Genomic DNA, 20,793 nt, shown 5'->3' with positions numbered 1-20,793 from the left:
GGCAGCCACAAACTGCTCTGGGTGGGCTCGATCCGATCGCCAGCGGCCTGCCGGGGTTGCAGCCCCGGCAGGCCATTCCTCTCGGAACACCCCAATCAATATCCGATTGCGCTATTACAAGGGTGGGTTAGCCGTTTCCATACGCGGTCCATCCCCACGGGACGGGGCAAGGCGTAACCCACCACGTCTGCGTCCGCGGCGACAGAAGTGGTGGGTTACGACGGGCGGACTGCGCTTCGCGCATCCGCACGTCTAACCCACCCTACGCAGCGATCCACTTGGCTAACTCCCGCCACGGCTCCAGCGTCCAATGCCCGGACGCAGCACCCGACGGCGAGGGCAGCACGAATGTCTCCGGCCAGCTTCCATCCCGCGCCTGCCGCCCCGGCGCAATCGCAGCCGACGGCCGGCCGTAAAACAAGCTCGCCGCCTTCTTGCTCGTGAACGCAATCATCCGCGGCTGATACGTCTCCATCTTCGCCCTGAAGCCCGGCACGTCGATCGCTTCCGCCGCGATCTGGTGATCCATCCCGGCACCCGTCTTGCAGAGATCGGTGAAGCCGATCCCGAGCTCGATCAGCGACGCGAACTCGCTCGGCTGATAGCGCCGTGGCGTGATGCCGGCCTCATGGATCGCACGCCAGAAGCGGTTGCCGGGATGGGCGTAATAGTGTCCGACCTCCGCCGAGCGCGTCGAGGCGGCGGTGCCGACGAAAACGAGGCGGAGGTGGGGACGGAGCTGATCGGGGAGGCGGTGGAGCTTGCTATCGGACAAAATCACTTATCCGTGGAGTTGTAGCCGGCAGGAGCGTCAGGCGATATGCTAGCGACAAAGACCCCGGATGTCGCTACGCTCGTCCTGGCTGCGCTTGTTTCATCTGGGTTGAAAATGCAAGATCAGTTCGAATGGCCCGAGCCCGAGCACGAAGCCGATAAAGTCATTTTGCGCAACGTCCGCAATCACGGCTGCCATATCACGGGCATACCAGATGCAAATCCACCGTTTGCATTTTCAATTGGTCTGCATCTGAACTATGGTCATCCCGAACTCATCATTTTCGGCCAGAGAGCCGAAACGGCGCAGGCCATCATCAACCTTGTCCGTGACCGAGTGCAATCCGGCCATAAATTCGTCGACGGCGATGTCTCCGATGATTTGCTGGAGAACGGCTACAAGCTCGGGTTCTGGGAAGTGCCGTTCGTGGCCTATCCCGAATATCTCGGCACGGCGATCTGGTTCTACTGGAAATCGCGGCGTGCATTCCCCTGTCTGCAGGTCATCTGGCAGGACGTCAATCGGCGCTTCCCTTGGGAAGTGGAATGTTTGCCCGCGGTCAAAGAGGACCAGCCGTTATTGAAGAAGAGGATTTCTTAAAGCGAGTTTCGAAGAAAAAGCCGGGCTGTCGGCCCGGCTCCTCTTTTTTCGGATGGATGCCCGGGTCAAACCCGGGCATGACGAGGAGAACTCTCTCACAACACCCGATTGCTCTCCTTCACCTTCTCCGCATCCAGATACAAGCTCTCGCCCATCTCCTTGAACTTCGCGCTCATCTTGGCCATCCCGTCCTCGGCCGTCCCGCTCATCGACATCCCCACGCTGTTCGGATCGTTCAGCGTTGCCGCATAATCCCGCACGTCCTGCGTGATTTTCATCGAGCAGAATTTTGGTCCGCACATCGAGCAGAAATGGGCGACCTTGTGGGCTTCCTTCGGCAGGGTCTCGTCGTGGAAGTTCTTCGCGGTATCCGGATCGAGGCCGAGGTTGAACTGGTCGGTCCAGCGGAATTCGAACCGCGCGCGGGAGAGGGCGTCGTCGCGCAGTTGCGCGGCGGGGTGGCCCTTGGCGAGGTCGGCGGCGTGGGCGGCGATCTTGTAGGTGATGACGCCGGTCTTGACGTCGTTGCGGTCGGGCAGGCCGAGATGCTCCTTCGGCGTGACGTAGCAGAGCATGGCGCAGCCGAACCAGCCGATCATGGCGGCGCCGATGCCCGAGGTGATGTGATCATAGCCCGGCGCGATGTCGGTGGTCAGCGGTCCAAGCGTGTAGAACGGCGCTTCGCCGCACTCCTTGAGCTGCTTGTCCATGTTGATCTTGATCTTGTGCATCGGCACGTGGCCGGGGCCCTCGATCATGACCTGGCAGCCCTTGTCCCACGCGATCTTCGTCAGCTCGCCGAGCGTCTCCAGCTCCGCGAACTGGGCCCGGTCGTTGGCGTCGGCGATCGAGCCCGGACGCAGGCCGTCGCCGAGCGAGAACGAGACGTCATATTTGCGCATGAGATCGCAGATCTCGTCGAAATGCGTGTAGAGGAAGCTCTCCTTGTGATGCGCCAGGCACCACTTCGCCATGATCGAGCCGCCGCGCGAGACGATGCCGGTGACGCGGCTGGCGGTGAGGTGGATGTATTGCAGGCGCACGCCGGCGTGGATGGTGAAATAGTCGACGCCCTGCTCGCACTGCTCGATCAAGGTGTCCTTGTAGAGCTCCCAGGTCAGCTTGACCGGATCGCCGTTGCACTTCTCCAGCGCCTGGTAGATCGGCACGGTGCCGATCGGCACCGGCGAGTTGCGCAGGATCCATTCACGCGTGGTGTGGATGTTGCGGCCAGTCGAGAGGTCCATCACGGTGTCGGCGCCCCAGCGGATCGCCCATACCATCTTCTCGACCTCTTCCTCGACCGACGAGGTCACCGCCGAGTTGCCGATATTGGCGTTGATCTTGGTCAGGAAGTTGCGGCCGATGATCATCGGCTCGAGCTCTGAGTGATTGATGTTGGAGGGGATGATGGCGCGGCCGCGCGCGATCTCCGAGCGCACGAACTCCGGGGTGATGAAGGCGGGCACCGAGGCGCCAAAACTTTCGCCGTCGGCGAGCGCGGCTTCGGCGCGCTCGAGTTGCTGCTTGCGCCCGAGGTTTTCGCGCTCCGCGACGTAGATCATCTCCTTGGTGATGATGCCGGCGCGGGCGAATTCGAGCTGCGTCACCTTGTGGCCGTCGAGGCCGCGCAGCGGCTTGTGATAGGCCGAGAAGGCGCGCGCGGCCTTGTCGGTGGAGACGCTGCCATTGTCCTCCGGCTTGATCTGCCGGCCCTCATATTCCTCGACGCCGCCGCGCTCCAGCACCCATTGCTTGCGGTTGCGCGCCAAGCCGGCATTGACGTCGATGGTGACGGAGGGGTCGGTGTAGGGCCCCGACGTGTCGTAGACCGGCAGGTTCGGCTCGCCCGCGCCTTCAGACAGGATGATCTCGCGCAAGGGCACGCGGATATCCGGCGCGGCGTCGGGTGTCGCGAAGATTTTTCGCGAGGAGGGCAGGGGGCCGGTGGTGACGGCGGGAACGGTCTGATCGGGGTTGGAGCGGATGTTCATGGGATCCTCCTAATTCAGTTCGATGGCGTCGCTGCGCGAGCGACAAATTCGGCTGTCATCCCCGCGAAGGCGGGGATCCAGTATTCCAGAGGCGGTGCGGCTAGAACCGAGAGGCCGCGGCGTACTGGATCGCCCGGTCAAGCCGGGCGATGACAGTGGCGTGTGGGGTGAGAGCGGGGCGATCATCACGCCGCCTCCTTCGAACCGTCGAGCCATTGCCGCACGCGGGCATCGGGGTCGGGGTTTTGGGTGACGTCGGAGACAACAGCAATCGAATCCGCGCCTGCGGCAAAGATCTCGGCGGCGTGCTCGAACTTGATGCCGCCGATGGCAACCAGCGGGATGGTGCCGATGCGCTGCTTCCATTCGGTGATCTTGGGAATGCCCTGCGGCTCGAAGCGCATCGATTTCAGGGTCGTGAAGAAGATCGGGCCGAGCGCGACGTAGTCGGGCTTCGCCGCCAGCGCGGTCTCAAGCTCGGCGTCGTCATGGGTGGAGATGCCGAGCTTGAGGCCGGCCTCGCGGATAGCGCCGAGATCTGCGTCTGCAAGATCCTCCTGGCCGAGATGCAGGTATTGTGCACCCGCAACGATCGCTGCGCGCCAATAATCGTTCACCACCAGCTTGGCCTGCGTGTCCTTGGTGATGGCCAGCGCGTCGGTGACGATCTGCAGCGCGTCGGCGTCGTTCAGCTCTTTGGCGCGCAGCTGGATGGTGCCGACGCCGAGCTTGGTCAGGCGTTCGACCCAGGCCAGGCTATCAACCACGGGATAGAAGCGATCAGGATACGGCATGCCAGAACGGGGTCCCAACGACAGGGGTGGAGGGCGAGGCGAAGTCGCGGGCGTTCATCAGCCCGGCCTCGTAAGCGGTGCGGCCGGCCTCACAGCCGAGGCGGAAGGCGTTCGCCATTGCGACGGGATCGGCGGCTTTGGCGATGGCGGTGTTGAGCAGCACGGCATCATAGCCGAGCTCGAACGCCTGCGCGGCGTGAGAAGGCGCGCCGAGGCCAGCGTCGACCACCAGCGTGATGTCGGGCAGCCGCTCGCGCAACAGTTTTAGCGCATCGCGGTTGGTGATGCCCTTGGCGCTGCCGATCGGAGCGGCCCACGGCATCACCACCTTGCACCCGGCGTCGACCAGGCGGCTCGCGACCGAGAGGTCTTCCGTGCAATAGGGGAACACCTCGAAGCCGTCCTTGATCAGGATGCCGGCGGCTTCGACCAGGCCGACGACGTCGGGCTGCAGCGTGTCGTTGTCGGCGATGACCTCGAGCTTGATCCAGCTCGTGCCGAACAATTCGCGGGCGAGCTTGGCCGTCGTCACCGCCTCGCGCACGGTGCGGCATCCCGCGGTGTTCGGCAGCACTGACACGTCGAGCTCGCGGATCAGCTTCCAGAACGCATCGCCAGTCTTGCCGCCGGCGGATTCGCGCCGCAGTGACACCGTGACGATGTTGGCACCGGAGGCGCGGATCGCCTCTTGCATGATCGCAGGCGAGGGATAGAGCGCGCTGCCGATCAGCAGGCGGGAGGCGAAGGTTTTGCCGTAGAAGGTCACCATGTGGGAGGTGTCTCCTTAGAAGACGGTGTCAGCCCAGATGTAGCTGTCATCCTCGCGAAGGCGGGGATCCAGTACGCCGCGGCAGTGCGGCTGGAACCGTGAAGCCGCGGCGTACTGGATCGCCCGGTCAAGCCGGGCGATGACAGGGGAATGTGCGGCGCGCGCCGGCGCGACAAATAGACAGCCATCACCATCCTCACCCTCCCTGCCGCGGCGTGATGATCTCGATCTCGTCGCCGGCGTTCAGTCGCGTCTCGGCCCAGCGGCTTTTCGGCACGACGTCGTAATTCAGCGCGATGGCGAAATGGCTGCCTTCGTAGTCGAGCTCGGCGAGCAGCGCGTCCACGCTGGACGAAATCACCTCGCGCTGCTCACCATTGACGATCAGGCGCATTGCATTACCTCGTTGTCGATCTGGCCGCGCTCGACATAGGCGAGCGTCAGCTCGGCGAGCGCGGGCGCAATCAGGAAGCCGTGGCGGTAGAGGCCGTTGACGCTGATCTTGCGATCGCGAATGCCGATGCGCGGCAGATTGTCGGGATAAGCGGGGCGCAGCCCCGAGCCGAACTCGACGATGCGGGCCTCGCCGAACGCCGGGTGCACCGTATAGGCCGCGCCCAAGAGCTCCAGCGCGGAGCGCACGCTGACGCCGGTGTCCTCGGCCTCGATCGAGGTCGCGCCCAGCATGAACAGGCCGTTCTCGCGCGGGATCACGTAGAGCGGCCAACGCGGATGGATCAGCCGCACCGGGCGCGCCAGCTGCACCTCGTCCGTCTCGATCAGGATCATCTCGCCCTTGACGCCGCGAAGCTCGCTCTGCTCGTCGCGGGCACCAAGGCCGCGGCAGTCGATGACGATGCCGTCAAGCTCGTTCGCGGTGACGTCGCTGCAGAACTTGATGGTGCCGCCGGCAGCCTTGATGCGCTCGTGCAGCTGCGGCAGCACGCGGCGCGGCTCGACATGGCCCTCGGCGGGGAAGAACAGCGCGTCGCGGAAGCGGCCCTCCAGCGACGGCTCGAGCGCGGCAAGGCCGGCGGCATCGAGCCGGCGGTGATCCGCGGTCATGCGCGCAAACCGCTCGAAATCGTTGCGCTCGCGCGGGTGGGCGACGACCAGCGAGCCGTTGAACGGCGTGTCGGGCAGCTCGCGCCGCCAGAGATCGAGCGAGCGCAAGCCCAGGCGGCTGATGATGGGCTCGGCGATCTCGGCCTCGCAATAGGGCGCGAGCATGCCGCCGGCCCAATGGCTGGTGGCATCCGTCATCGCCTCGTCACCGCGCTCGTGCAAGGTGACGGCATGACCGGCCTGCGCGAACAGCAACGCCTGCCAGGCGCCCGCGATGCCTGCGCCGATGATGGATACCGGTGAATCCGGTCGCTTGATGGTCTGCAACATCCCTGTCCCTTCGCCGGCATGACCCGGATCAGGTTCAAAGGGTCACCGCGGTCCTGGGCGGTATTGCCCATTTAGCGGTATCTCAGCTCCTCCTCGGAGCACCCCTCGGAACGGTGGTAATGTATGCCAGCAGGATGGGGTGGTCAACGCGGTAACAGTCGTCATGCCCGGGCTTGTCCCGCCTGCGCGGCCGAAGCCGCTTCGGCGAGGCGAAGGCCCGGGCATCCATTCTTGGCGCGGATGCAAAGACGTGGATGGCCGGGTCAAGCCCGGCCATGACGGAGATCAATGAGCGGGAACCTGTGCCCGCGCGTTGCGGACCCGCTGGGCGAGCTTCCTGTGCGTCGGCGCGCCGAACATCGGCTGCGGGTTGCCGTTCGGCTCGAGCCAAGGTTGGCCCATAGTGCCCTGACCCATGGTCTCGCCGGCATTGGCGACCTGGACGGCCTCCTGCCGCTGGCGCTTTGCAGCATAGTAATAGCCGCCCGCGAAATAACGCACGGCTCGCGCGTGATCGCCATTGGCGGCGCGGTAGGCGCCGGCGAGGTACTTCACGGCGTAGGTGAGGTTGGTGTTGGGATCGCGTAGGCCGGCTGCATCGCCGGTGTAGCCGACCCCGCGGGCGGTCGCGAGCTTGATCTGCATCAGCCCGATGGTGCCGCCGCGACCGACCACATGCGGCTGATAGCGGCTTTCGCGCATGATGACGCGATGCACCAGCGCTTCCGGCACGCCGTTGGCGCGGGCATGGGCGGCCACCATCTCGGCATATTCGGCTTGCCCGGCGAAAGCTGCCTGCGGCAACGTCAATCCGGCCGCGAGCAGCGCGACAATTCGTAAGATTTTCATCGAAATATTCCTCGGCATAACGGACCCGCGCCCGAGCGCGTTAGGCCGTGGGAACACGGCGATGATGTGGCGAAATGTCACCAACGGCGATTTTCGCCGGCTCGTCGCTTTTGCGACTTAAACCTGGGTTAAGCTCGGAGCTGGTGGAGTGCCTTACGCGACAGCGGGTCTGTCCATTTCGCGCATTCGCCCAACAATCGCTAGTCAAAGCCAGCACTCGGGAGACGTCCATGACCCCTGCAGACATCGACGACATTCCCAAGCAGAACCCTTGTGCACAATGTGGCACACCGATCCCGTTCCCTGACTGGATCGAGCCGGGCGAGGGGCGCGTCTCCTATCTCTGGACCTGCCACGCCTGCAATTACCGCTTCGAGGCGGTGGCGATCTTCCCGCACGAGGCGATCGAGCACCCGCCGCTCGCGGCTTGATCAGGCGGCAAGGCGCGGTGCCTGCGAGACCGGCAATCGCATCCGCACGATCAGGCCGCGCGGGGCGCGGTCATGCAGCGACAGCTCGCCGCCGTGGCCGAGCGCGATTGCGCGCGCGATCGACAGGCCGAGCCCGAAGCCGGTGGAGTAGTCCATGGTGCGCGCGTCGTCGCCGCGCGCGAACGGCTCCAGCATCTCCTGCTTGCGTGCATCCGAAATGCCGGGGCCGTCGTCCTCGACGTCGATGACGAGCATGGTGTCCGAGGCGTCGAGGCGGATCGTCACCTCGGCGCCGAAGCGCACCGCGTTCTCGACCAGGTTGGTGACGCCGCGATGCAGATCGTCGGGCCGCGCGGCGGCGGTCGCGGACGCCGGCCCGACATAGTGCACGACTTGGCCCATGTCGCCGAATTGATCGGCGACGAGCTGCAGCGTGCTGGCGATGTCGACCAGCGTCACCGCCTCGACCTTGCGGTCGTCGCGCAAGAGCGACAGCACCGATTCCAGCATCGCGCGCATCTGGTCGAGATCCATCAGCATGCGCTTGCGGTTGGCTTCGTCCTCGATGAACTCGGCGCGCAGGCGCAGCCGCGTGATCGGCGTGCGCAAATCGTGGCTGATCGCGGCCAGCATCCGCGTGCGGTCCGACATCAGCCGCACGATCCGCTCGTGCATGCGGTTGCGGCGAAACCCGCAAAACCAAGGGAGCCATCATGACCTCGATCTCGGCGGCCTCCGCCGGCAGCTATCAATCGCCACTGCAACGGCTTCAGCAGGAATTGCAGTCGCAAGTCTCCGCCGGCACGATCTCGTCGTCGGACCAGTCCGCGCTCTCGACGGCGCTGACGGATATCGACACGGCGCTCCAGCAGAGCCGATCGAGAGGCCAGTCGAGCGGCGCGCCTCCCTCCAAGGACGAGATGCAGTCGAAGATCGAGGACCTCATCTCGAGCGAAGTGTCGAACGGGACGCTGACCTCCGAACAGGCCGAGGAGCTGAAAAGCGTGTTTCAGTCCGCCTTCGCGCGTGGACTAGGCGGTCCGCCGCCGGACGACGGCTCTTCGGATTCGACGACGACGGATTCGACGAGCAGCAGCTCGACGGACCAGACCACCGCCGAGATCCTCCAGCAATTCCTCCAGGCGCTGCAGCAATCGCAATCGTCAGCATCCTCCTACGGTGCCAATGGCAGCTCAACCGGCAATTCGAGCTTCGCCGCGCTCCTGATCGACTACAAGAGCTGACCTCGGCGACGCCGGGTCGGCGCGGTCTTCGCCGCGGTCCTGCCTGGCCCTAATGCGCATGATCCTCGGCGGGGAACCGTGCACCGCAAAATGTTCCTGAGTGACGCAGGAACAGTTCGCGCATGGCGCGACGAAATTGCGGCGCGCACGGAACTGCGCCCGATCAGAGCGGTTTTCTCCGCACGAGTTTTCTGTGAAGGAGAGGACAACAATGTTGATGAAATCGATCGTAACCGGCCTCGCCGGTACCGCGCTACTTGCGACCGTCGCATTCGCGCAAACGCCGCCCGCCGCCACCACCGACAAGGCGGCCCCTGCGGCCACCGCAACGACCACGACGGCTTCCGGCCAGTGGCGTACCTCGAAGATGGATGGCCTGAAAGTCTACAACGAGGCCAACGAGAACATCGGCACGATCAACGACCTGCTGATGGACAAGAACGGTGACATCAAGATCGCCGTGATCGGAGTCGGCGGCTTCCTCGGCATGGGCGAGCATCTGGTCGCCGTGCCCTACGAGAAGCTGAAGTTCGTCAACGAGCCCGTCGCCTATACCGGCACCGGCGCGAACACCGGCGCCCGGCCCGCAGGCACGACGACCGGCGCTGCGACCGGTACCGACAGGCCCGCAGCGACCGCATCGACGTCGTCCGCGTCGAAATGGTACCCGGACCACGCCGTGTTCAATGCCAGCAAGGACGAGCTGAAGAACATGCCGCAGTTCAAGTACGCGGAGTAATGCGGCTCGCGTAACTGCCTGAACGAAGCGCGCCTGGTTTTCACCGGGCGCGCTGTCGTGTCTTTAACTTCCTGCGTCCTCAACCCCCGCTGCCCTTGAGCCGTTCATTGCGTCGGCGCAGGGCTTCCAGGGTGGCGAGCAAGATGACCGAGACGGTCGTCAAGATCACGGCCGCTGCCGTGATGGTCGGGCTGATGTTCTCGCGGATGCCGCTGAACATCTCGCGCGGCAGGGTGCGCTGCTCGGGGCCCGCCATGAACAGCACGATCACCACCTCGTCGAAGCTGGTTGCGAACGCGAACAGCGCGCCTGATGCCAGACCCGGCAGGATCAGCGGCAGGATCACGCGACGGAACGCGTAGATTGGCGAGGCGCCGAGCGAGGCGGCGGCGCGTGCCAGGTTGGTGTCAAAGCTCTGCAGCGTCGCCCCGACCGTGATCACCACGAAGGGCGTCGCCAGCGCGGTGTGGGCCAGGATCAGACCGAGATAGCTGCCGGTCAGCCCGATCGGCGCGAAGAAGAAGTACAGGCCGACCGCGGTGATGACCCCGGGCACGACCACCGGCGACAGCACGAAGGCCAGCACGAGCGGCTTGAACCGGCTCTTCCACTGCGCCAGCCCGAGCGCCGCCAGCGTGCCGAGCACCATGGACAACAGCGTCGAGGCGATGCCGATGATCATGCTGTTCTTGAGCGAGTTCATCCATCGCGGCGAATTGATGAAGTCGTCGTACCAGCGCAAGGAAAGGCTCGGCAGCGGATAGGTGAGGTACGAGCCAGAACTGAACGACAGCGGCATGATCGCCAGGATCGGCGCGATCAGGAAGATGAACACGAGGGTGGAGACAACGATGGTCGCGGTCCACGCGATGCGCTGGCTGGGCGTGCGCAAGGAGTTGTCGGTCAATTCTTCATGCCTCCCGTGACCTGCTGGCCTGCACCAGCTTGCCGTAGACGAGAGCGAGCAGAACGGTGGCGAGCAGCAGCACCGCGCCCAGCGCCGAAGCAAGGCCCCAATTGGCCGTCTCGGTCGTGTAGAGGGCGATGAAGTAGCTGATCATCTGGTCGGCGGCGCCGCCGACGAGGGCCGGCGTGATGTAGTAGCCGAGCGCCAGGATGAAGACGAGCAGGCTTCCCGCGCCGATGCCAGGCAGGGTCTGCGGCAGGTAGATCCGCAGGAAGGCGGTGAGGGGCGGTGCACCGAGCGAAGCGGCGGCACGCATGTAGGCGGGCGAGATCGCCTTCATGCTGCTGTACAGCGGCAGGATCATGAACGGCAGCAGAACGTGGGTCATGGCAACGCAGACGCCGAAGCGGTTGTAGATCAGGCGCAAGGGTGCGTCGATGATGCCGAGCCAGAGCAGACTATCGTTCACGACGCCCTTGCTCTGCAACAGGACGATCCAGGCGCAGGTGCGAACCAGGAGCGACGTCCAGAACGGCAGCAGCACGAAGATCATCAAGAGGTTCGACCGGCCGGGCGGCAGCGTCGCCAGGAGGTAGGCGACCGGAAAGCCGAGAATCAGGCAGAGGGCCGTGACAGCGAGGCTGATGAGGAAGGTGCGGAGGAAAATGTCGCGGTAGATGGCCTGATCCGGTGGTGCGGCGACGATCGCGCCGTCGGCGTTTCGCGTCAGGTCGAGCGCGGCGAGCAGGTAGAAGCCGGTGATCGGGCCGCCGGCGTCCTTGATCGTGGTCCAGGTGGCGCGTTCGCGCCAGGCGGGGCTGATCCTGCCCAGCGTCTCCCTGGCCGTACCGGGCTCAGGCACCGCCTTCAGATTGCGTCCTGTGCTGGTCAGGATCGTGCGGAAGCCGTTCAGCGCGTAGTTGAGCCGTTTGGCCGCAATCGCAAGGGTGCCGGCGGCGCGCGCCGCCAGGATGTCGCTTGCAAGCGCCGCATAGGCGTTTTCATCCGGCAAGTCCTTGCCGTCCCAACTGGCAAGAGCAGCGACCGTTTGCGGCAGGACCTGACGCACCTCCCAGTCCTCGACCGAGCGCCACAGCATGCCGGCGATGGGACCTGCGAAGGTGAAGAGCAGAAACAGCAGAAGCGGCAGGACCAGCGCCAATGCCTTGACCTGGCGTGTCCGCTCCGCACGCCTCAATCGGCGTTTGAGCGGCACCTCAGTCTTGTTATCGGCGCCGAGCGCGGGCGCTGCTGTCATGGAGAAAGCCTCTTGGAGCAGCCTGAGCAAGCGCCTCGTCCTTCGAGGCGACCGCTTCGCGGTCTCCTCAGGATGAGGCTCATTGACATTGGTGCCAGTAACGTCGCTGCCACAGACTCAGACCTCATCCTGAGGGCCCGCCGTAGGCGGGCGTCTCGAAGGATGCGCCACGGGCGAGTTGTCCGCGCGCACGTCTAGCTGCTCCCGCTATTTCGCGGCCCATTTGTTGAAGCGCTCGGTCAGGCGGTCGATGTTCTCGAGCCAGAAAGCCACGTTGATCTCGACCGCGTTCTTGATGTTGTCAGGCGCCGTCGGCAGGTCCTTCAGGACGGCGGGCGCGAGCCGGCCGGCGGCATCCTTGTTCGAAGTGCCATAGGCAATGTTCTCCGACAGCTTGGACTGGTTCTCCGCCTTTCCGACGAAGTCCAGGAACTTGTAGGCCGCATCCTTGTTCGGGCTCCCCTTCAGGATGACCCAGCTGTCGAGGGTGAAGAGCGCGCCGCCCCACACCATGCCGAAGTTCTTCTTCTCGTTCTTGTTCGCGGTGTCGATGCGGCCATTGTAGACCGAGGTCATCGCCACCTCGCCGGAGGCGAGCAATTGCGGCGGCTGCGCGCCGGCCTTCCACCAGACGAGGTCGCCCTTGATGGTGTCGAGCTTCTTGAAGGCGCGCTCGATGCCTTCGTCGGTCGCCAGCACCTTGTAGACGTCCTTCGGTGCGACGCCGTCGGCCATGAGGGCGATCTCCAGCGTGGTCTTCGGGCCCTGGCGCAGCGCGCGCTTGCCCGGAATCTTCTTGGTGTCGAAGAAGTCGGCCCAGCCTTTCGGGGCCTCCTTCAGCTTGTCCTTGTCGTAGCCGAGGACGAAATCGTAGAGGATGGCGCCGACCCCGCAAGGATTGACCGACGGCGGGATGTAGGCGGCCTCGCCGCCGATCTTGGAATAGTCCAGTTTCTCGAACAGGCCTTCCTCGCAGCCGACCGCGAGCTCATCGCTCTCGACCTGGACGACGTCCCAGGTGGCGGCGCCTCCCTGCACCTTGGCGCGCAGCACGCCGACGCCGCCGTCCCAGGATTCGTCGTTCATCGCGATGCCGGATGCTTTCTTGAACGGCTCGAAATAGACCTTCTTCTGGGCCTCCTGATACGCGCCGCCCCACGAGACGACAGTGAGGTCACGCGCTTCTGCGACATTGGTCAGCGCGACACCGGCGCCCAATGCCGCGGCGAAACCCAGAGCAATCTTGCGCTTCAGCATGGTCTTCGTTCCTTCTTCATGTGAGTTGCGTTGACATTGATTGTTTCAGTTTCGTCGCCGGCAGATCAGACGGGATCGAGGGCGAGGCAGTCTTCCGGGCGGAAGGTGATGAACACGCTTTCGCCAGGTCTTAGGCCGTGATGCGCTCCCGGCTGAAGCTTGACCATGAACTCGGCGTTGCCGGCCACATCCAGCACGGCCAGCGCGTGGTCGCCGAGATAGATGGTGTTCTGCACTTTTGCCGGCAGCCGGTTCGGTCCCTCACTGGAATTGCCATTGGGAATTATTGCGACACGCTCCGGCCGCACCGACAGAGAGGTCGATGCGCCCGCGCCTGACACGTTGACCGCCCGTGCGGCGACTGTGCCGCCACCGGCCAGCGCCACGCGGCAATAATCCCTTTCGACGGTTTCCACGGTGCCGGCGAGCACATTGTTCTCGCCGATGAAATGGGCGACGAAGCTGTTCACGGGATGCTCATACAGCGCGTCGGGGCGGTCGATCTGCTGCACGATGCCGTCGTTGAATACGGCGATGCGGTCCGACATCGTGAGCGCTTCGCTCTGGTCGTGGGTGACATAGACGACCGTGATGCCCATCGTCTCGTGCAGCTGCTTGATCTCCAGCTGCATCTGCTCCCGCAGCCGCTTGTCCAGCGCGCCCAGGGGCTCGTCCATCAGCACGAGCTGCGGATTGAACACCAGCGCGCGGGCCAGCGCCACCCGCTGCTGCTGACCGCCGGACAATTGCCCGGGCCGCCGGTGCGCCAAAGTTTCCATCTTGATCATGCGCAGCGCTGCGCTGACGCGCTCTTGCGTTTCCGCCTTGCTCGACTTGCGAACCGATAGCGGGAAGGCGATGTTTTCCGCGATCGTCAGGTGCGGAAACAACGCGTAGTTCTGGAACACCATGCCGATGTCGCGCCTGTGCGGCGGCACGTTCTTGATCGGCCGCTCGCTGAGGTAGATCTCGCCATGGGTCGGTACCTCGAAGCCGGCCAGCATCATCAGCGTGGTCGTCTTGCCCGATCCCGACGGGCCGAGCAGGGTGATGAATTCGCCCTTCCTGATGTCGAGGTCGAGGTTCTTCACCACGAGATGCTCGCCATCATAGGTCTTTTGAATGCCGGAAAAACGCACCAGCGCCGGCGCAGGCGTGACCATGCCGGCTTCCATGTTGTCCTCGCGTTGTCCCCTACAATGCGCGTGCGAGATTAGCATCCTGCAGCGAGAATGCCAGCGGCGCAAGCGACGAGGAATTGTGCGGGTCCGGCGAGTGGCGGGACAACCGCCTCTGACGGGTGGCGGCGCCTGCACGCACGCCTCGTCCTTCGAGACGGCGCTTGCGCGCCTCCTCAGGATGAGGCTCATCGGCGTCCGTGCTCGTTGCAACAGCTGCCGCGCACTCCGCCCTCATCCTGAGGAGCCCGCCCAAGCGGGCGTCTCGAAGGATGGCCGCAGGGAAGAGCTCTCACATGCGACGGCCCTGCGATGCGCAGGGACGCGCTACATCCCCGACAGCTTCGTCACGAATACGTTCAGCGAGCCGCCGGCTTCGGCGACCACGCGCAGGGTCTTGGAATCGAAGGCGATGTCGGCGAGAGTGAGGCTCTCGATCCTGGCCTCGACCTTGAGGCCGTCCTCGCTCTTCTGGTAGTCGGCGATTGCGGCCGCGATCTTCTCGCGCGCGTTGGCGGCGATCGGCTTCAGATCGAGCGTTGCCCTCTGCAGCAGCGCCTGCTGCATCTGCGGGACGACTGCGCGTGCAGCGGCGCCCAACAGGCCGAACGCGGCCTCGGATTCCACCGCGAGCTGGATGTCGGTGAGCCGCAGCGTCTGTTGCGCCTGGTCGAGCACCGGCCGGCCCCAGATGTGCACATTCGCCTCGGCGCCGAGGCCGAACCAGCTCTTCTTCTCCTTGGCGCGCACCAGAAGCGAGATCAGCAGCTGGTCACCCGACGGGATGACGTTGGCGCTCTTGACGGTGACGTCGACCGGGCCGGAGCCGTCCTCCGGATAGGTGCGGCCGACCATCTGCGCTGCGATCAGCTTGTTGATCTCGGTGAAGGGCACGTCGATCGGCACCCCGATGTTCACGCCGGTGCCGGTCGGCGGCACGATCGAGATCTTGTCGGGGAACGGACAGTCCGGCTTGGTCGGCGTCGAGGTCACGCGTGTCTCGGCTTCGAGGCCGAGCAATAAGGTCACGGCCTGCGCATCGACGCGCGGCTGCGCCGCGATCGCGCGCACCGGCTTCATCTCGAGCCAGAGCGGCGGCAGCGCCGCCGAGGCGCTGGATCCTTGCAGCGGGATCGAGCGGCAGGCCTTGATCCATTGCGCCTTGGCATTCTCGCGCAGGCTGGGATCGTTGCGGATGCGCTCGGAGACGGCGTTGACCTGCTCGCCGACGGTCTTGTCGATCAGCGGCTTGACCTGCGCGGGCACGTTGACCTTGGCGCCGGCGACGTTGAGGTTGGTGTCACCGAGATTGACCTGGGCGCCGAGATTGGGCTCCAGATACCAGGCGGCGGCGAGCTTCGGGCGCGAGGTGACGACGACGTTGCCCTTGATCTCCGCGCTCGCGTTCAGGTTCTTGATGTTGACCGCGCCGATCCGCTTCGCGGCGTCGCCGCCGAGCACGCTGCCAAGCGCATCGCCAAGCGCGCCTGTGGCCTTCGACGACAGAGAGCCGGTCACGTTGAGCTTGCCGGTGAGCGGGGTCGAGATCGTCAGCACGTCCTTGTCGCCGGCTGCCGCCATCGGGCCCCGGGCGGCGGACCAGCCGATATCGGCATTCTCCAGGATCTGCGAGATCGGGTTGTCGGCCTTGCCGGCGAAATTGCGCGGCGCGGCCCTCTCGGCCTGCTCGCGGATCGCCGACAGCGCGATGGCGACCGGCGCGATCACGATGGAGCTCTTCGAGGCCGGCGGCAGCGGCGGCAGCTGTGCGACCGGCGGCGCCGAATTCGTCGCGCGCGGCGCCAGCCAGTCCATCGCCTTCAGGCTGATGAAGAACGACGCCGCGAGCACCGCGACACCGATCAGGATAGTCTTCAGATTCCACGTCAGACGCATCAATCCCCCAAGTCGCCCCGACGGGGATTCTACAGGGCGGGCGAGGAGGGCGCTAGAGCGCACCCGTTGGGTGGAATTGGGGCGAACAGGTTACGGATTGTGAACGCGCCGTCGGCGTGCCGTCACGCCAAGCGCAAGGACTAACGCGCGATGCGATTAGGATGAATCGTCATCGCGCTTTAGGTTGTTGTTTGCGCATGATCTTTTCGGAAAACCGCTTCGCACTTTTCCGGATCGTGCTCTAGCTTTGCCGCGGGCGCCGGACCGCTCTCACCTTGCCGCGATTGCCACCGCCGCAGAAGAAACGGTCACCGCCGTCCGATTCCAGGCCCGACACGATCGTGCCGGCGGGCATGTCGATCTGCTCGATCACTTGTCCCGTTTCCGGATCGATCCGACGCAAATCGCTCTGTTCGTTCTCCCAGGTGCCGTGCCAGAGCTCGCCGTCCACCCAGGTCACCCCGGTCACGAAGCGCTTGCTCTCGATGGTGCGGAGGATCTTGCCCGTTTCGGGATCGATCTGATGGATCTTGCGCTCGCGATATTGTCCGACCCAGAGCGAACCCTCGGCCCAGGCAAGGCCGGAATCGCCGCCGCCGCCGGGCGCCGGAATGGTGCCGAGCACCTTGCCCGAGGCCGCATCGATCTTCTGGATGCGGTCCTCGGCGATCTGGAACAGGTGCCGTCCGTCGAACGCCGTTCCCGCATGCGCGGCGACGTCGATGGAGCGCGCGATCCTGCCGTCGGCCGGATCGAGCGCGTTCAACTTGTCGCCGGAAGCGAACCAGACGCGCGTGCCGTCATAGGTGACGCCATGCACGGCCTCGACGCCTGGAAAGGGTCCATACTCCGTGACGATCTCGGCGGCTGAACGTTTCATGTGCTCGATCCCTCATGCTTGCGCCCATCCTACGTCTTCAGGAGCGGCGTGGGGAGTAACAAGCCTGTCGGGAAACCCGGAACGGGCGGCGTCATCCAGCGGCGCGCCCGTCCGTGTCCGAACGACTGCACCTTGCCCGACCGCGCCAGGTCCTCGAGCGCGCGCTGCACGGTGCGCGGACTGATGCGAAGCGCAAGCGCGAGCGCCGAGCTCGACCATGGCTCGCCGTCGGTAAGAAAGGCGAGGACGGCGGCGTGCTTCTCCTCAACGGGCCGCGCCAGCACGAGGACGTCGCGCGTCTTCCGCGGCGCCAGCACGAAGCCCTGCTTCGTCGCGCTGATATCGGCCAGCGGCGCGAGCTTGCTGCGGAGCCGTCCGATCTCGACGCGCAGGCGCGCGCGGTGCGATTCGTCGGCGTGCCTGGCTTGAAAGGCGCCGGATATCAGCGTCTCGCGCGAGACATCCGCAGGCCATGCCTGGGCCAGGAGACGCGCGAGCGCGAACAGCACGGGACGCGTTCCGAGCGAGACCGCGGCGCCTTGCCTGCGCACGACGTGATGAAAGGTATCCACGACCAGCGCCGTCGAGGTCGCCAGACGTTCGACCTCTCCCAGCAAGAGCGGATGTTCGCTGCCGCGGGCGATCAGGCGCGCTGCCGGCGTGTCGAGGATCAGGCTCGCGCTGTCGACCTCGGCCACGAGCGCCGGAATGTCTGCAAGGCGCGCCGCGTGAGCCGCGCGGCCGAGCGCCGTGCGCGCGTCGTTCGTTCTGAGCCGCCTGATGGCGATGCCGGCGAGCACGAGCTCGCGGACGACCTGCGATGCGGGCGGGAGCATCGCGGGACGGACTTCGGCGAGCGTGCGCTCGGCCTCGTCGAGGCGACCGACCAGAAGCAGGCGGCGCGCCTCGACATGGCCCGCATGGGCGGCATTGACGAGATCGCCGTGCTGTTCGAGCGTCGCGCGTGCCGCGGCGAGCGTCTTCACCGGCCAGTTCAGATCGCGTGAGACCAGCGCGATCTCGGCTTCGGCCACCAGGCATCTTGCGCGTGCCACCGCCTCGCGCGGACCGAAGGCACGCGCGGCGGTGCGCAGCAGCGACTTGGCCTTGGCGAGATCTCCGAGCTGCGCCATCGCGATGCCGCGCAGCGCCAGCGACGGCGCATCGTTGCGCAGCGCGACGCGGTTCAGGGCGCCGAGCGGATCACCGGCCTCTAAGGCGCGCGCAGCGGCAGTGATCAGCGATTCCATGTCAATCCCGCCACACTTGTTACTCCCACCGCGCAACCGCTTGGTGCCAGAAGTCGTTGGCAGGACGTCGAGCAAAAGCTTTGGAGAGTCATGATGACATCAGCAGAAAAGGCAGGAACCAACGGACACACCGCCATGCAGACCCCACCGGTGGTGTCGCCGCAGGACTGGGAGGCGGCCCGTCTGCAGCTGCTCGTGAAGGAGAAGGCGCATACCCGTGCCCGCGACGCCCTGGCGGCCGAGCGGCGCCGCATGCCGTGGATGGCGGTCGACAAAACCTATGCGTTCGAGGGGCCCGGCGGCAAGCTCAGTCTGCACGACCTGTTCCAGGGCCGGCGGCAACTGATCGTCTATCGCGCCTTCTTCGAGCCCGGTGTGTTCGGCTGGCCCGATCACGCCTGCCGCGGCTGCTCCATGGTGGCCGACCAGGTCGCCCATGTCTCGCACTTGAATGCCCGCGACACCACGCTGGTGTTCGCCTCGCGCGCGCCGCAAGCCGACATCGTCAGGCTGAAGCAGCGGATGGGCTGGATCATGCCCTGGGTCACCATCACCGACAGCTTCGATGCCGATTTCGGCGTCGACGAATGGCACGGGACGAATGTGTTCTACCGAGACGGGACACGCATCTTCCGCACCTATTTCGTCAAGAGCCGCGGCGACGAGCAGATGGGTGGGACCTGGAACTATCTCGACATCACCCCGCTCGGCCGCCAGGAGGTGTGGGAGGACTCGCCGAAGGGCTATCCGCAGACCCCGACCTACAAATGGTGGAATTGGCACGACAGCTACACCGAAGGCGCCGCGCCCGACAAGCGATGGGTGGAGATCTCGGACGCCGGCGAGAAAGCCTTCCGCGAGGAGGCCGCGGGAGAGCGGAAATGACCGGTCCGGTCAGCGCGGTCCCCAGCGCCAGTCCCGACGGCGTCGCGGCCGCGCGCCACCTCGCCAGATGGCTGGGGCTGGCGGCCACGCCGACCTTCGCCATCATGGCCGTACTGACGGCTTTGCCCGGGGGTGGGCCCGCGGAGATGCTGTGCGGCGCCGGGCAGGGCTCTCTGCTCGGCGGGATGGTGCCGATGTATCTCTTGATGAGCGCGTTCCACGCCGCGGCGTGGCTGAGGCTGATAGCGGAGTGGCGGGGCGCAGTCAGCCGGTAAGCGCACCGCAATCGCACAGCGGAAAGAGCGCGTTGCGATCTATTGCCCACCCGCCGCTTGCAGATACGCAACCACCTTACCCGCTTCGTCCTTCGAGATGCCGCCATAGGGCTGCATCTTGTGGCCGGACACGACCTCGTCCGGCTTGACCATGAAGCGGGTGAGCTTGTCCTGGTCCCAGGCGAAGCCGGCTTCTTTCATGGACGAGGAGTAATTGTAGTCCGGCAGCGAGCCGGCCTTGCGTCCGACGATCTTGTTGAGATTGGGACCGAGGCGATTGTCGCCTTCCTTCATGGAATGGCAGGTGCGGCAGGAATTGTTGAAAGCCTGCTTGCCGGCGTCGTCAGGCGCGGGTTGCTGCGCGAGCGAGGCGGGCGCGGACACGAGCAGCGTCAGTGCTCCGGCGCCGGCGAGGGCGTGCAGCCATGGGCTTGGCGAGGGTTGCCTTCGTGGTCGCATTTGCGCCTCCATCGGGGATTGCGCCGCAACAGGCGCAACGGGATGTCAGGGCAAACGAAAACGGCCCCGGTGGGTTCCGGGGCCGTTCGCGTTACGTTGTCCTGTCGCTTCAGCGGCTCGCGGCGCCGAGGTCTGCGCGGCGCTCGGTCATCGGCAGCACGATCACCTTGGTGCCGACGTTGACGCGGGAATAGAGGTCGGTGACGTCCTCGTTGGTCATGCGGATGCAGCCGGAGGACACGCGCTTGCCGATCGTTTCGGGGGCGTTGGTGCCGTGGATACGGTAGATGGTGCCGCCGAGATACATGGCGCGCGCGCCAAGCGGATTGCCGGGGCCGCCGGCCATGTGGCGCGGCAGATAGGGCTGGCGGGCGATCATCTCCGGCGGCGGAGTCCAGGCCGGCCACTCGGCCTTGCGGCTCACCGACTGGATTCCGGACCAGGTGAAGCCGTCGCGCCCGACGCCGATGCCGTAGCGCAATGCCTGGCCATTGCCGAGCACGTAATAGAGATAGGTGTTGGGCGTATCGATGATGATCGTGCCCGGCGCTTCGCGCGTCGCGTAAGAGACGGTCTGGCGGCGGAAGCGGGCCGGCAGCTCGACCGCCTCCTGATCCTCGGGCTCGGTCTGGTAGGTCGGCGCCTGATAGGGCTGATACGACGGCTGATACGGCTGCAGCGGCTGCGGCGCGGTCATCGGCGGCAGCGGCTGGAAGAACGGGAAGATCTGCACCGGCGCGGCCTTGGCTGCGCCAGCGAACGCGATTGCGGAGACCGCGACGGCACTGAGTGCAACGGCGCGCGAAAACGTCTTGAACGTGTCCAGATTGAACATGTGATCGCCCCTGTTTGCTCGGTGTTTTGCTCACCGCGGCACCGTTGCGGTGCTCCGTTGCCTGAATTCCTAACGGCAAAACGTTTCGGGACATTTGCGCGGAAAACCGAAAACGGTTTCACG

The 20,793-nt window shown here is 65.3% G+C and carries 21 protein-coding genes, 2 pseudogenes and 1 riboswitch; of the genes and pseudogenes, 6 read left to right on the top strand and 17 right to left on the bottom strand.

Annotation, left to right across the window (positions count from 1 at the left end):
• Positions 1–262: 262 nt before the first annotated feature.
• Complete coding sequence (locus I6F20_RS25660; protein WP_225128379.1) at positions 263–775, bottom strand: mismatch-specific DNA-glycosylase; 513 nt, start codon at positions 773–775, stop codon at positions 263–265.
• Between the two features lie 45 nt (positions 776–820).
• Between I6F20_RS25660 and I6F20_RS25655 the strand changes: the two genes are divergently transcribed.
• A complete protein-coding gene (locus tag I6F20_RS25655) occupies positions 821–1,375 on the top strand; it encodes a DUF4262 domain-containing protein (RefSeq protein ID WP_109144706.1) in 555 nt (184 codons plus the stop codon).
• 95 nt (positions 1,376–1,470) lie between these two features.
• On the opposite strand, the gene thiC is transcribed toward I6F20_RS25655, so the two are convergent.
• From thiC to I6F20_RS25625, 6 genes are all read right to left on the bottom strand, one after another.
• Positions 1,471–3,369, bottom strand: a complete 1,899-nt coding sequence (thiC, locus tag I6F20_RS25650; RefSeq protein WP_225128377.1) for a phosphomethylpyrimidine synthase ThiC — start codon at positions 3,367–3,369, stop codon at positions 1,471–1,473.
• A gap of 185 nt (positions 3,370–3,554) precedes the next feature.
• Positions 3,555–4,163 (bottom strand): thiamine phosphate synthase, encoded by a 609-nt coding sequence (locus I6F20_RS25645; protein WP_036013245.1) that lies wholly within the window; start codon positions 4,161–4,163, stop codon positions 3,555–3,557.
• On the bottom strand, positions 4,150–4,932 hold the full coding sequence (locus I6F20_RS25640; RefSeq protein ID WP_225128375.1) for a thiazole synthase: 783 nt from the start codon (positions 4,930–4,932) through the stop codon (positions 4,150–4,152). Before I6F20_RS25640 ends, I6F20_RS25645 begins: the two co-directional genes overlap by 14 nt.
• Positions 4,933–5,128: 196 nt before the next feature.
• Positions 5,129–5,326, bottom strand: coding sequence for a sulfur carrier protein ThiS (thiS, locus tag I6F20_RS25635; RefSeq protein WP_225128374.1), 198 nt, complete (start codon positions 5,324–5,326; stop codon positions 5,129–5,131).
• Entirely contained in the window at positions 5,317–6,327 is a 1,011-nt protein-coding gene (locus tag I6F20_RS25630) for an FAD-dependent oxidoreductase (RefSeq protein WP_225128373.1), read from the bottom strand. The genes thiS and I6F20_RS25630 overlap by 10 nt, the downstream gene beginning before the upstream one ends.
• Positions 6,315–6,443, bottom strand: a riboswitch (TPP riboswitch). (Overlaps the previous gene by 13 nt.)
• Before the next feature lie 169 nt (positions 6,444–6,612).
• Positions 6,613–7,176, bottom strand: a complete 564-nt coding sequence (locus I6F20_RS25625; protein ID WP_036013256.1) for a lytic transglycosylase domain-containing protein — start codon at positions 7,174–7,176, stop codon at positions 6,613–6,615.
• A 230-nt stretch (positions 7,177–7,406) separates the two neighbouring features.
• On the opposite strand from I6F20_RS25625, the gene I6F20_RS25620 reads away from it, so the two are divergent.
• Positions 7,407–7,607, top strand: coding sequence for a hypothetical protein (locus I6F20_RS25620; protein ID WP_036013259.1), 201 nt, complete (start codon positions 7,407–7,409; stop codon positions 7,605–7,607).
• On the opposite strand, the pseudogene I6F20_RS25615 reads toward I6F20_RS25620, so the two are convergent.
• Positions 7,608–8,288: pseudogene (locus I6F20_RS25615) on the bottom strand (ATP-binding protein); the annotation flags it as partial.
• A gap of 32 nt (positions 8,289–8,320) precedes the next feature.
• Between I6F20_RS25615 and I6F20_RS25610 the strand changes: the two are divergent.
• Both I6F20_RS25610 and I6F20_RS25605 read left to right on the top strand, forming a co-directional pair.
• Positions 8,321–8,851: a hypothetical protein gene (locus tag I6F20_RS25610; protein ID WP_225128372.1), complete on the top strand. Its 531-nt coding sequence runs from the start codon at positions 8,321–8,323 to the stop codon at positions 8,849–8,851.
• A 211-nt stretch (positions 8,852–9,062) separates the two neighbouring features.
• Positions 9,063–9,590: a PRC-barrel domain-containing protein gene (locus tag I6F20_RS25605; protein WP_225128371.1), complete on the top strand. Its 528-nt coding sequence runs from the start codon at positions 9,063–9,065 to the stop codon at positions 9,588–9,590.
• 79 nt (positions 9,591–9,669) lie between these two features.
• Here the strand turns inward: I6F20_RS25605 and I6F20_RS25600 are convergent, their stop codons facing one another.
• The 7 genes and pseudogenes from I6F20_RS25600 to I6F20_RS25570 form a co-directional block, all read right to left on the bottom strand.
• Positions 9,670–10,497: an ABC transporter permease gene (locus tag I6F20_RS25600; RefSeq protein ID WP_225128370.1), complete on the bottom strand. Its 828-nt coding sequence runs from the start codon at positions 10,495–10,497 to the stop codon at positions 9,670–9,672.
• Positions 10,494–11,755, bottom strand: a pseudogene (locus I6F20_RS25595) (ABC transporter permease). Before I6F20_RS25595 ends, I6F20_RS25600 begins: the two are co-directional and overlap by 4 nt.
• Positions 11,756–11,962: 207 nt before the next feature.
• Positions 11,963–13,012, bottom strand: a complete 1,050-nt coding sequence (locus I6F20_RS25590) for an ABC transporter substrate-binding protein (RefSeq protein WP_225128369.1) — start codon at positions 13,010–13,012, stop codon at positions 11,963–11,965.
• Between the two features lie 65 nt (positions 13,013–13,077).
• Positions 13,078–14,187, bottom strand: coding sequence for an ABC transporter ATP-binding protein (locus I6F20_RS25585; protein ID WP_225128368.1), 1,110 nt, complete (start codon positions 14,185–14,187; stop codon positions 13,078–13,080).
• A 330-nt stretch (positions 14,188–14,517) separates the two neighbouring features.
• Complete coding sequence (locus I6F20_RS25580; protein ID WP_225128367.1) at positions 14,518–16,086, bottom strand: DUF4403 family protein; 1,569 nt, start codon at positions 16,084–16,086, stop codon at positions 14,518–14,520.
• A 241-nt stretch (positions 16,087–16,327) separates the two neighbouring features.
• Positions 16,328–16,966: a Vgb family protein gene (locus I6F20_RS25575; protein ID WP_057026952.1), complete on the bottom strand. Its 639-nt coding sequence runs from the start codon at positions 16,964–16,966 to the stop codon at positions 16,328–16,330.
• Between the two features lie 29 nt (positions 16,967–16,995).
• Positions 16,996–18,216, bottom strand: a complete 1,221-nt coding sequence (locus I6F20_RS25570) for a helix-turn-helix domain-containing protein (protein ID WP_225128366.1) — start codon at positions 18,214–18,216, stop codon at positions 16,996–16,998.
• A gap of 90 nt (positions 18,217–18,306) precedes the next feature.
• On the opposite strand from I6F20_RS25570, the gene I6F20_RS25565 reads away from it, so the two are divergent.
• Complete coding sequence (locus I6F20_RS25565; RefSeq protein ID WP_225128364.1) at positions 18,307–19,101, top strand: DUF899 domain-containing protein; 795 nt, start codon at positions 18,307–18,309, stop codon at positions 19,099–19,101.
• Entirely contained in the window at positions 19,098–19,376 is a 279-nt protein-coding gene (locus tag I6F20_RS25560; protein ID WP_109144694.1) for a hypothetical protein, read from the top strand. The genes I6F20_RS25565 and I6F20_RS25560 overlap by 4 nt, the downstream gene beginning before the upstream one ends.
• A 39-nt stretch (positions 19,377–19,415) precedes the next feature.
• Here I6F20_RS25560 and I6F20_RS25555 read toward each other — a convergent pair whose 3' ends face one another.
• Together I6F20_RS25555 and I6F20_RS25550 are read right to left on the bottom strand one after the other, a co-directional pair.
• Positions 19,416–19,847 (bottom strand): c-type cytochrome, encoded by a 432-nt coding sequence (locus tag I6F20_RS25555; protein WP_036003413.1) that lies wholly within the window; start codon positions 19,845–19,847, stop codon positions 19,416–19,418.
• Positions 19,848–19,944: 97 nt separating this feature from the next.
• Entirely contained in the window at positions 19,945–20,670 is a 726-nt protein-coding gene (locus I6F20_RS25550; RefSeq protein ID WP_225128362.1) for a L,D-transpeptidase, read from the bottom strand.
• Positions 20,671–20,793: the final 123 nt, after the last annotated feature.

This window comes from Bradyrhizobium sp. IC3123 (genome assembly GCF_020193625.1).
GTDB classification, from domain to species: Bacteria; Pseudomonadota; Alphaproteobacteria; order Rhizobiales; family Xanthobacteraceae; genus Bradyrhizobium; species Bradyrhizobium yuanmingense.
This window is presented reverse-complemented; position numbering and strand designations above follow the sequence as displayed.